Here is a 9,843-nt window from a genome sequence, read left to right on the forward strand (position 1 = left end):
GGGTCAGCGACCAGTCGTGGCCGGGCACCAGGCGCAGGGCCAGGGCGTAGGCGAACGGCACGTCGTCGACCAGGGGGCGGTAGAGGTCCGGCGGGTTCTCTTCGGTGATCACCAGCAGCACCGCCGGTGCGCCGTCGGCCAGCAGGCCGGCCGCTTCCAGCAGGGCGTGTTCCAGGCCGTCGCCTTCGGCGGCCACGGCGGTCATCTCGCTGGTGTCGCCCCGCAGGATCGACCACTGGCCGATGACCGCGTTGTGCACCGAGAGGCTGAACTGGGTGGGCGAGAGCGGCTCGCCGCGCGCCAGGTCCTGCAGCAGCGCGAGGGTGCGGGGCGTTTCCCCGTGCCGCGAGGCGAACACCATGGGCACCTGCTCGCCGTCGCTCACCAGGGGCCAGGCGACGCTCATGGCCATGCGCGCCAGGCGCGACAGGCGGCGGCGCTGCATGGCCGGGAGGAAGGCGACATCGGGCTGGGCATCGACAAGCTCGGGCAGGAAAGGCTCTGCGCACCAGGTACGCCAGGCGTCCACGGTTTCCAGGCCTGGGGCCCAGGCACGCCATTGTTCGATGCTGAAGTGAGTCACGCTGAAAGAGCTCTTTTCGGCCCCTGTCGGGCGTCCATGTCGACTGGCAATCGCTGACGGCAGAAGCCCGGTCGATGACGCCATAGCAAAGCGCCACATTATTTCAGTCCTACGGACCTATCTGCAAATTGCTGACACAAAATTCGGATGTAAGGCACAACTTCTGACAGGTGGGGAAAAGTCCTGCACGTCCCTCGCCCTTGTCATGGGCTTTGCATAGAATCCGGGGTCTATTCCAAGGGACAGGGGGTGTGAGATGCGGCGAGTGGTGTTCAACCAGAAGGGCGGCGTGGGCAAGTCCAGCATCGCCTGCAACCTGGCGGCGGTGAGTGCGGCGGAGGGTTATCGCACCCTGCTGATCGACCTGGACGCCCAGGCCAACTCCACCCACTACCTGACCGGCCTCACCGGGGAGGACATCCCCATCGGCATTGCCGACTTCTTCAAGCAGACGCTGGCCTCCAGCCCCTTCACCCGCAAGGGCAAGGTGGACATCTACGAGACGCCCTTCGACAACCTCCACGTGGTGACCGCCACCGCCGAGCTGGCGGACCTGCAGCCCAAGCTGGAGGCCAAGCACAAGATCAACAAGCTGCGCAAACTGCTGGACGAGCTGGCCGAGGACTACGACCGCATCTACCTGGATACGCCGCCGGCACTGAATTTCTATACGGTTTCGGCGCTGATCGCGGCGGATCGCGTGTTGATTCCCTTCGATTGCGACAGCTTCTCGCGCAATGCCCTCTACGGCCTGCTGGCCGAGATCGAGGAGCTGAAGGAAGACCACAACGAGGACCTGGAGGTGGAGGGCATCGTGGTCAACCAGTTCCAGCCCCGCGCCACGCTGCCCCAGCAGTTGCTGGACGAACTGGTCGCCGAGGGCCTGCCGGTGCTGCCGGTGAACCTGATGAGTTCGGTGAAGATGCGTGAGTCCCACCAGGTGTGCACGCCGCTGATCCACCTGGACCGCAGCCACAAGCTGACCCAGCAGTTCGTCGAACTGCACGACCTGCTGGACGCCTGACCTCCCACCGGGGCGCAGTGCGCGCCCTGTCTCCCCTTACTTGACGATCAGCACGTCGCACGGCGGCCGCTGCAGCAGGTGCAGCGCCTGGCTGCCGAGCAGGGCCTGGGCGACCATGCTGCGGCTGTGGCTGCCGAGGGCGACGAACTGCGGCTTGGCGGCGGCGATGCGCTCGTCCAGGGCGTGGGGCAGCGCGCCCTGGGTCACCTGCAGGTCGATGCTGGGGGTGTCCTTGACGTGGCCCAGCTCATCTGCCAGCAGGCGCTCCAGCAGGCCGCGCTGGGTGCCGACGTAGTCCCCGGCGGTGCCGGCCTTGGCCAGCAGGCGCCCGGTCAGCTCCATCACGTTCACCGCCGTCAGGCGGCCTTCCGCGCCCAGCAGCGAGCAGGCGGCGCGCAGCGCGTCGCAGGCGCACAGGGAAAAGTCCAGGGCCACCACGCCGCTGCGGTAGGGCTCGGGCTTCTCGCCCACCACCAGCAGCACCGGGATGGCCACGTGGCGGGTGACGCGCTCCAGGGTGGTGCCGATGAACAGTTCCGGTGCGTTGTGGTGGTGGTTGCCGATCACCAGCAGGTCGGCGCCGCTTTCCTCCACCTCTTCGAGAATCTGCAGGGCTGGCCGGCCTTTGCGCAGCAGCACCTGAGCGTCCAGGGCGCCGAGTTGCTCCAGGCGTTGCTGGAACAGCTTCTGGGCGCCGTCGCGCAGGTTCTCCTGCAGGGTGCTGGGCAGGTGGTCTTCCAGGACGTGCAGCAGTGTCAGGCGCGCGCCGTAGCCATGGGCCAGGGCGACGGCGCGCTGCAGGGCGAGGTCGGATTCGCGGCTCAGGTCGTGGGTGATGAGGATGTGCTTGAACATGGTGGCGGGAACCTCCTGTAAGGGCCTGTCGAGAAACTACCTGCGTTGTCATCGCGGCGTTGAAAGCAGGCTCAAACTGCTCATTTACACTGCGTAAACTGCGCGTTTTCGCCTGCTTTCGCCTTGCGCTGACTGCCTCGTCTACGTTTCGGGGGCGAGGCTGGCGCTGCCGGAGTGAAGCAGGGCGCCCACCGGGGCGCTCAGGCGAAGAGGCGCCACTGTGAGGCATGGCGCCGCGCGGCAATTTGATCCACGGCAAGGGCCCCGCGCGATCAGTGGGCGCGCAGCTGGTAGAGCCCCCGGCTCTTGGCCACCACTTCGCCGCTGGCGTCCACCAGGTCCAGCTCCAGCAGGTACTCGGCCTTGCCGGTCTCGCTGGCCTCGGCCTGGATGCGGGCGATCTCATCGGCGCCGAGCCGCGCCTCCACGGTGATGTCGCCGGTGGCCGGGCGGCGGAAGCGCAGGTTCATCTCCTTGACGATGGGGTAGAAGCGCCGGGTGTCGAAGCTGGTGAGGAACAGCGCGCCGCCGGGCACCTCGGCCAAGGTGAAGAGGGCGCCGGCATAGAGGGTTCCGATGTGGTTCTGGTTGCCGGCCAGCGGGGCCATCAGCTTCACGTAGCCCGGCTCCAGGGTCAGGGCCTTGAGGCCCATGCGGCTGACGAAGGCGATCTTGTCTTCGGTGAAGTGGCGGGCCATCTCTTCGTTGAATTGCATGACGAACTCCGGCTGGACGAATGCCTGGAGCCTAGTCGCTCATGCCCACCGGGCAATGACCGGCGCGGCCAGCGGGGGTGACCGAAACGCTCAGGGGCATGGGCTTCAACCGGGGGCGATGGGCGGCGTATGCCGGATGCCTTGGGTGTGGGTTCCCGGACTGAAGTCCGGGCTACGGCTTGGCAGGGCGCTCCGTAGGATGGGCTGAGCTGTGCGAAGCCCATCATTGCCGGCGTGCGCGTGGGCATCAGCCATTTCCCACGCGCTAACTGCCTTGCTGCTTCTCTGAGGTGCCCATAGCCTCCGTCCCCGGCGCCTAAGAAACGCTTACCCACGTAGCGGCCTGACCGCTCCCGATAGCCAGCGGCTTTTTTGTGCTTGCGGCACACTCGCGCACGCTCAAAACCTCTGCTTTGTCGGGAGTGGGCTAATACAAGACCCGAAAGGGAAATACGCCCGGCCTTCTACGTGGGGTTTCTTAACTCCCGACGCCAACAGCCCTGAGAAAGCTGTCAGACCACGTAGAGGTAATGGACATGCCTGATTCCCCCCGTCACGACGACGAAATCCTTATTCCTTCCCTGTTCACCCGTCATCGCCGCCAGCTCCGCGCGCTGTTGCTGGACGACGAGCCCTGGTTCGTCCTCAACGACCTGGCGCGGCTGATCAACCGCGTGCCGCTCGACGAGCGTGCGCCGCGCAACCTGGACCCGGACCAGTTGCAGCCCGCCTGGGTGCGCGACAGCCGTGGCGAGTACCGGCGGGAGCTGCTGGTGAGCGACTGCGGGGTCTATGCGTTGCTGATCTTCTACTACCACCCGGAGAACAGCGGTATCCGTCGCTGGATCAGCCGTGAGGTGATCCCGCGCCTGCGCGAGGCCCAGCACCCGGACGCCCTGCGGCCTTACCGCGACGTGGTGCAGTGGCAGGCGTGCCCGCTGGAGGTGTTGCGCTGGCAGGGCAAGGCCTGGGTCCACCTGGGTGATTGCCCGGTCTTGCCCCAGGCCCGGCCCCGGGTCATCGGCTGACCGACAGGCGCGCAACCTGCGGGGCGGGCGAGACGCCCCGTAGCCCGGACTTCAGTCCGGGGCCTGCCGAACGCCCGCGATGATGGGCTTCGCACAGCTCAGCCCATCCTACGTGGCTGCCCAGCGTCGGGCGTTCCCGTGGCGCTCGTTGGTGGCTCGGTGGAGTGCGACCCACCCCACGCGGTGCCGCGTGCGCAATCCGTAGGATGCGGTGAGCTCGGCGAACCGCATCGCATCCGAGCCGTGCCTGGCCCCGATGGGCTTCGCACAGCTCAGCCCATCCTACGGGTGCCTAGGCGATCCCCTGGCTCTTGAGCCAGCCCAGCAGTTGCGGCAGGGGCAGGGCGCCGCTCTGGCGGGCGATTTCGACGCCGCCCTTGAACAGGATGAGCGTGGGGATGGAGCGGATGTTGAGCTGCCCGGCCAGTTGCCGGTTGGCTTCGCTGTCCAGCTTGCCCAGGCGGCAGCGGCCTTGGAGCTGGGCGGCGGCTTGCTGGTAGGTGGGGGCGAAGGCCTTGCAGGGGCCGCACCAGTCGGCCCAGACGTCCACCAGCAACGGCAGGTCGCCGCGCAGCTGCTTGGCGAAGGTGGCCTCGCTGAGGTCGAAGGGGCTGGCCGGCAGCATGGCGGCCTTGCAGTGGCCGCAGCGGGGCGAGTCGCCCAGGCGGTTGGCGGGGATGCGGTTGAGGCCGGCGCAGTGGGCGCAGGGAATCATCAGGGGGTCGGTCATGGTCGGCTCCGGATCAGGTTTCCCTGATCTGGAGCCGGCCGGCCGAATATCAAGCCCCGCGCGTCAGCCGCGCGATGCCTCCAGGGCCTGGCCGAGGTCGGCGAGGATGTCGTCGATGTGCTCGATGCCGATGGACAGGCGCACCATGTCACGCGGTACGCCGGCCTTCTCCAGCTCTTCGTCGTTGAGCTGGCGGTGGGTGGTGGAGGCCGGGTGGCAGGCCAGGGACTTGGCGTCGCCGATGTTCACCAGGCGCACCACCAGGTTGAGGGCGTCGATGAAGCGCGCGCCGGCTTCGGCGCCACCGACGATGCCGAAGGAGAGGATCGCCGCCGGCTTGCCGCCGGTGTAGCGCTGGGCCAGGTCGTGCTCGGGGTGGTCCGGCAGGCCGGCGTATTTCACCCAGGCCACCTGGGGGTGGGCCTGGAGGAACTGGGCAACCTTCTGCGCGTTCTCGGTGTGGCGCTCCATGCGCAGGGCCAGCGTCTCCAGCCCCTGGAGGATGAGGAAGGCGTTGAACGGCGACAGGGCGGCGCCCATGTTGCGCAGCGGCACCACGCGGCAGCGGCCGATGAAGGCGGCGGGGCCGAAGGCTTCGGTGTAGGTGACGCCGTGGTAGGACGGGTCGGGGGTGTTGAGCAGCGGGAAGCGCTCCTTGTTTTCCGCCCAGGGGAACTTCCCGGAGTCGACGACGATGCCGCCGATGCTGTTGCCGTGGCCGCCGATGTACTTGGTCAGCGAGTGCACGACGATGTCGGCGCCGTGCTCGAAGGGGCGGCAGAGGATGGGCGTGGCGACGGTGTTGTCGACGATCAGCGGTACGCCGTGGCGGTGGGCGGCGGCGGCCAGGGCCGCGAGGTCGATGATGTTGCCGGCCGGGTTGCCGATGGATTCGCAGAACACGGCCTTGGTGCGCTCGTCGATCAGCGCTTCCAGGGCGGCGATGTCGTCATGGGCGGCGAAGCGCACCTGGATGCCGGAGCGCGGCAGGGTGTGGGCGAACAGGTTGTAGGTGCCGCCGTAGAGCTTGGCCACCGAGACGATGTTGTCGCCGGCCTCGGCGACGGTCTGGATGGCGTAGGTGATGGCGGCCATGCCGGAGGCCACGGCCAGGGCGCCGACGCCGCCTTCCAGCGCGGCGACGCGCTTCTCCAGCACGTCGTTGGTGGGGTTCATGATGCGGGTGTAGATGTTGCCGGCGACCTTGAGGTCGAACAGGTCGGCGCCGTGCTGGGTGTCGTCGAAGGCGTAGGAGGTGGTCTGGTAGATCGGCACGGCCACGGCCTTGGTGGTCGGGTCGGGGCTGTAGCCGGCGTGGATGGCAAGGGTTTCCGGTTTCATTGGGCCTGCGTTCCTTCAGGGTGCGATGGAGGTGCGCAGCATGGAAAACGCCGGGGCCCCGGGTCAATGACCTGAGGCAATCGGATTCGGGCGTTTTTAGACCGAAAAGCCAGGGAGTTAGATCGCCTCAGCGCAGCGCGATGTAGATGTTGAAGGCGCTGATGAGGGTGATCAGGGTGCCGACCAGGGTCAGCAGGGTGCGCGCCGGCAGCTTCTTGCACAGCAGGGCGGCGAAGGGCGCGGCGAACAGGCCGCCGAAGACCAGGCCGGCCACCATGAACCAGGTGTTCAGCTCGCCCGCCAGGAGGATGAAGGAGGTGGCGCTGGAGATGGTCAGGAAGAACTCGGCGAAGTTCACCGAGCCGATGGTGGTGCGCGGGTCGCTGCCCGAGCCCAGCAGGCTGCTGGTGACCACCGGGCCCCAGCCGCCGCCGCCGGCGGCGTCGACGAAGCCGCCGAACAGCGCCAGCTTGGCCACGTGCTTGGGTGCGCGGCGCTGGGCGACGTGGCGGTAGGCCTTGCTGAGGATGTACAGGCCCATCAGCAGCAGGTAGGCGGAGATGAAGGGCTTGAGCACGGCGCCGTCGAAGGAGGTGATCAGCACCGCGCCGAGCACGGCGCCGATGATGCCGGGCAGCAGCAGGCGCAGGAACAGGGACTTGTTGACGTTGCCCAGCTTGACGTGGGAGATGCCGGAGAGGCCGGTGGTGAACACTTCGGCGATGTGCACGCTGGCGCTGGCCGCCGCCGGGGAGGCACCGGCAGTGAGCAGGAAGGTGGTGGCGGTGATGCCGTAGGCCATGCCCAGGGCGCCATCCACCACCTGGGCGAGGAAGCCCACGGCGACGGCGCTCCAGAAGCTGGGGCTGGTGAGGGCGCGTTCGATGATGTCGAGGCCGGTTTCGCCGCCGTGGTCACCGAAGAACAGGCGCCAGGCGAGGAAGCCGAGCAGGCTCACGAGGATCAGCACCGCGACCCACATCGCGGCGCGCAGCACCGGGTGGTTGTCGGGGTGGGTGACGAAATCCTCGACGGGGGGGATGCCGAGCGCCTGGTGTTCGCTGTTGACCGGGCTCTGGCTGAGGTCGAGGTTGCGGATCTTCATGAGGGGTACGGCGCCTGACAGTGGGTGGTAGAACAGGCCGGAATAAGCAGGCGGCGAAGATAAGCGGCTTTGCTTAGAGAGTCTAAGAAGATTTCCGCAGGTTCTTATTCCATTTGATTTGAAGGGGCATCGGCCACCGGGCTGTACCGGCCCATCACTCGGCAACTGTATGCGCCGCCCGTGGCGGGCCCTGGGCTAGGCTGGGGGCCATTTTCCGGGAGGTGTGCATGAAGGTGCTGGGTGTTCTGGGCGGGATGAGCTGGGAGTCGACCCTGAGCTACTACCGGCTGCTCAACGAGGGGGTGCGTGCGCGCCTGGGTGGCCTGCATTCGGCGCCGCTGCTGATGCATTCGGTGGACTTCGCCGGCATTGCCGCGCTGCAGGCCGGTGGCCGCTGGGACGAGGCCGGCCAGCGCCTGGCCGAGGCGGCGCAGGGGCTGGAGCGGGCCGGTGCCGGCGCGCTGCTGCTGGCCACCAACACCATGCACAAGGTGGCCCCGGCCCTGGAGGCGGCGCTGGCGATCCCGCTGCTGCACATCGGCGATGCGGTGGGCCACAGCCTGCAGGCGATGCAGGTGGACAACGTGGCCCTGCTGGGCACCCGCTTCACCATGCAGGAAGCCTTCTACCGCGAGCGCCTGGCGCAGCGCTTCGGCATCCGCGTGCAGGTGCCGGGGGCGGAGGCGATGACCGAGGTGGACCGGGTGATCTACGAGGAGCTGTGCCAGGGCCGCTTCCTGCCGGCCTCGCGGGACTTCTACCTGGCCGAACTGGAGCGCCTGCGCGCGGCCGGCGCCCAGGCGGCGATCCTCGGCTGCACCGAGATCGGCCTGTTGCTGGAAGGCTGCGAGGCGCCGCTGCCGCTGGTGGACAGCACCGAGCGGCACGTGGCGATGGGGCTGGAGTGGTTGCTGGCGTCCTGAACGGGGTTCAGGAGGAGCAACTGATCTCCAGGTGCTTGCCCCACTCCGGCGGGCGTTCGGCGTAGCGCTCCATGCCGGGCTGTTCGTCGAAGGGGCGGGCGAGCACGGCGTGCAGCTGGCGCACTTCGCTGTAGTCCCCCTGCTCGGCGGCCTCGATGGCGCGCTGGGCCAGGTAGTTGCGCAGGATGTAGCGGGGGTTCACGGCGTGCATGCGCTGGCGCCGCTCGGCCGGCTCGCCGCCGTCGCGGGCGGCGCGCTGGCAGTAGTCGGCGGCCCAGGCGTCGAAGCCGGCGAGGTCGACGAATTCATTGCGCAGCACGGCCACGGCCTGCTCGGGCGCGTCTTCGCCGAGGCGGCGGAAGAAGCCGGTGTAGTCCACCGCGCTGGTCTGCATCAGTTGCAGCAGGCGCTGCACACGGTCGGCGTCGTCGTCTTCGGCGCGGGTCAGGCCGAGGCGGCGGCGCATCAGGTCCAGCCAGTGGGCCTGGTACAGGGGCAGGAACAGGCCGAGGGTTTCGCGCAGTTCGTCCACCTCCACCTGGGGCGTGAGGGCCTGGGCGAGGGCGGCGAGGTTCCAGTGGGCGATGGGCACCTGGTTGCTGAAGCTGTAGCGGCCGCTGTCGTCGGAGTGGTTGCAGATGTGGTTGGCGTCGAAGTCGTCGAGGAAGGCGTAGGGGCCGAAGTCGAAGGTGATGCCGAGGATCGACATGTTGTCGGTGTTCATCACGCCGTGGCAGAAGCCGTAGGCCTGCCAGCGGGCGATGAGTTCGGCGTTGCGCTCGACGATTTCGCGGAACATCGCCGCCCAGGGGCGCTCATGGCCCTGCAGGTGGGGGAAGTGGCAGGCCAGGACGTGCTCGCCGAGGGCCTGCAGCTGCTCGTGCTGGCGGGTGTAATAGAAGTATTCGAAGTGGCCGAAGCGCACGTGGCTGGGCGCCATGCGCAGCAGGGTGGCGCCGGTCTCGCGGCGCTCGCGGTACACCGGGGTGCTGGAGCCGATCACGCACAGGGCGCGGCTGCTGGGGATGCCGAGGGCGTGCAGGTGTTCGCTGGCGAGGAATTCGCGGATGGAGCTGCGCAGCACGGCGCGGCCGTCGCCCATGCGCGAGTAGGGCGTCTGCCCGGCGCCCTTGAGGTGCAGGTCCCAGTGCTCGCCGGCCTGGTTGACCACTTCGCCCAGCAGCAGGCCGCGACCGTCGCCGAGGCGCGGGTTGTAGGCGCCGAACTGGTGCCCGGAATAGACCATGGCGCGGGGCGCGGCGTCGGCCCAGAGGCGGTGCCCGCCGAACAGTTCGGCGAACAGCGGGCTGTCGGCTTCGGCCGGGTCGAGGTCCAGCAGGGCCAGGGCGGCGGGGCTGGCCACTACCAGACGCGGGTCGTCCAGCGGGTCGGGCAGCACTTCGGTGGAGAAGGCGTCGCCGAGGCGGGCGAAGCGGTTGTCGAACTGCAGGGCGTCGAGATTTTTCATGGCGGCAGCTTGTCACGGCCCGGAGGCGGGGGAAACCCGTGGGGACCGACGGTCCCCACGGGGCAGGGTC

At 68.3% G+C, this 9,843-nt stretch carries 10 protein-coding genes; 3 read left to right on the plus strand and 7 right to left on the minus strand.

Annotation, left to right across the window (positions count from 1 at the left end):
• A partial coding sequence (locus tag SZ55_RS02215) for a beta-ketoacyl synthase chain length factor (protein ID WP_044400607.1) occupies positions 1 to 583 on the minus strand: 583 nt, incomplete at its 3' end.
• Positions 584 to 839: 256 nt separating this feature from the next.
• Here SZ55_RS02215 and SZ55_RS02220 point away from each other — a divergent pair.
• Complete coding sequence (locus SZ55_RS02220; protein ID WP_044400610.1) at positions 840 to 1,607, plus strand: ParA family protein; 768 nt, start codon at positions 840 to 842, stop codon at positions 1,605 to 1,607.
• Positions 1,608 to 1,643: 36 nt separating this feature from the next.
• Here SZ55_RS02220 and SZ55_RS02225 read toward each other — a convergent pair whose 3' ends face one another.
• Complete coding sequence (locus SZ55_RS02225; RefSeq protein ID WP_044400613.1) at positions 1,644 to 2,462, minus strand: universal stress protein; 819 nt, start codon at positions 2,460 to 2,462, stop codon at positions 1,644 to 1,646.
• 272 nt (positions 2,463 to 2,734) lie between these two features.
• Positions 2,735 to 3,178: a YiiD C-terminal domain-containing protein gene (locus tag SZ55_RS02230; RefSeq protein ID WP_044400616.1), complete on the minus strand. Its 444-nt coding sequence runs from the start codon at positions 3,176 to 3,178 to the stop codon at positions 2,735 to 2,737.
• Between the two features lie 536 nt (positions 3,179 to 3,714).
• Here SZ55_RS02230 and SZ55_RS02235 point away from each other — a divergent pair.
• A complete protein-coding gene (locus SZ55_RS02235) occupies positions 3,715 to 4,206 on the plus strand; it encodes a BRO-N domain-containing protein (RefSeq protein ID WP_160483214.1) in 492 nt (163 codons plus the stop codon).
• 292 nt (positions 4,207 to 4,498) lie between these two features.
• Here SZ55_RS02235 and trxC read toward each other — a convergent pair whose 3' ends face one another.
• The 3 genes from trxC to SZ55_RS02250 all read right to left on the minus strand — a co-directional run bounded on the left by trxC (position 4,499) and on the right by SZ55_RS02250 (position 7,382).
• Positions 4,499 to 4,936 (minus strand): thioredoxin TrxC, encoded by a 438-nt coding sequence (gene trxC, locus SZ55_RS02240; protein WP_044400621.1) that lies wholly within the window; start codon positions 4,934 to 4,936, stop codon positions 4,499 to 4,501.
• Between the two features lie 63 nt (positions 4,937 to 4,999).
• Positions 5,000 to 6,277, minus strand: coding sequence for a bifunctional O-acetylhomoserine aminocarboxypropyltransferase/cysteine synthase (locus SZ55_RS02245; protein ID WP_044400624.1), 1,278 nt, complete (start codon positions 6,275 to 6,277; stop codon positions 5,000 to 5,002).
• A 127-nt stretch (positions 6,278 to 6,404) separates the two neighbouring features.
• A complete protein-coding gene (locus tag SZ55_RS02250) occupies positions 6,405 to 7,382 on the minus strand; it encodes a sulfite exporter TauE/SafE family protein (RefSeq protein ID WP_044400627.1) in 978 nt (325 codons plus the stop codon).
• Positions 7,383 to 7,609: 227 nt separating this feature from the next.
• Between SZ55_RS02250 and SZ55_RS02255 the strand changes: the two genes are divergently transcribed.
• Positions 7,610 to 8,305 carry an aspartate/glutamate racemase family protein gene (locus SZ55_RS02255; protein ID WP_044400630.1) on the plus strand — a complete coding sequence of 232 codons (696 nt, stop codon included), beginning with the start codon at positions 7,610 to 7,612 and terminating at the stop codon, positions 8,303 to 8,305.
• A gap of 7 nt (positions 8,306 to 8,312) precedes the next feature.
• Here the strand turns inward: SZ55_RS02255 and selO are convergent, their stop codons facing one another.
• Positions 8,313 to 9,773: a protein adenylyltransferase SelO gene (gene selO / locus SZ55_RS02260; RefSeq protein ID WP_044400633.1), complete on the minus strand. Its 1,461-nt coding sequence runs from the start codon at positions 9,771 to 9,773 to the stop codon at positions 8,313 to 8,315.
• Positions 9,774 to 9,843 lie beyond the last annotated feature (70 nt).

The organism is Pseudomonas sp. FeS53a (assembly GCF_000931385.1).
Taxonomy (GTDB): Bacteria; Pseudomonadota; Gammaproteobacteria; order Pseudomonadales; family Pseudomonadaceae; genus Metapseudomonas; species Metapseudomonas otitidis.

What these genes read in the sequence shown, in the direction of transcription:
- SZ55_RS02225 (WP_044400613.1), bottom strand. Translation starts at nt 2,462, where the DNA reads ATGTTCAAGCACATCCTCATCACCCACGACCTGAGCCGCGAATCCGAC.
- SZ55_RS02245 (WP_044400624.1), bottom strand. Translation starts at nt 6,277, where the DNA reads ATGAAACCGGAAACCCTTGCCATCCACGCCGGCTACAGCCCCGACCCG.
- SZ55_RS02230 (WP_044400616.1), bottom strand. Translation starts at nt 3,178, where the DNA reads ATGCAATTCAACGAAGAGATGGCCCGCCACTTCACCGAAGACAAGATC.
- SZ55_RS02220 (WP_044400610.1), top strand. Translation starts at nt 840, where the DNA reads ATGCGGCGAGTGGTGTTCAACCAGAAGGGCGGCGTGGGCAAGTCCAGC.
- selO (WP_044400633.1), bottom strand. Translation starts at nt 9,773, where the DNA reads ATGAAAAATCTCGACGCCCTGCAGTTCGACAACCGCTTCGCCCGCCTC.
- SZ55_RS02235 (WP_160483214.1), top strand. Translation starts at nt 3,715, where the DNA reads ATGCCTGATTCCCCCCGTCACGACGACGAAATCCTTATTCCTTCCCTG.
- SZ55_RS02255 (WP_044400630.1), top strand. Translation starts at nt 7,610, where the DNA reads ATGAAGGTGCTGGGTGTTCTGGGCGGGATGAGCTGGGAGTCGACCCTG.
- SZ55_RS02250 (WP_044400627.1), bottom strand. Translation starts at nt 7,382, where the DNA reads ATGAAGATCCGCAACCTCGACCTCAGCCAGAGCCCGGTCAACAGCGAA.
- trxC (WP_044400621.1), bottom strand. Translation starts at nt 4,936, where the DNA reads ATGACCGACCCCCTGATGATTCCCTGCGCCCACTGCGCCGGCCTCAAC.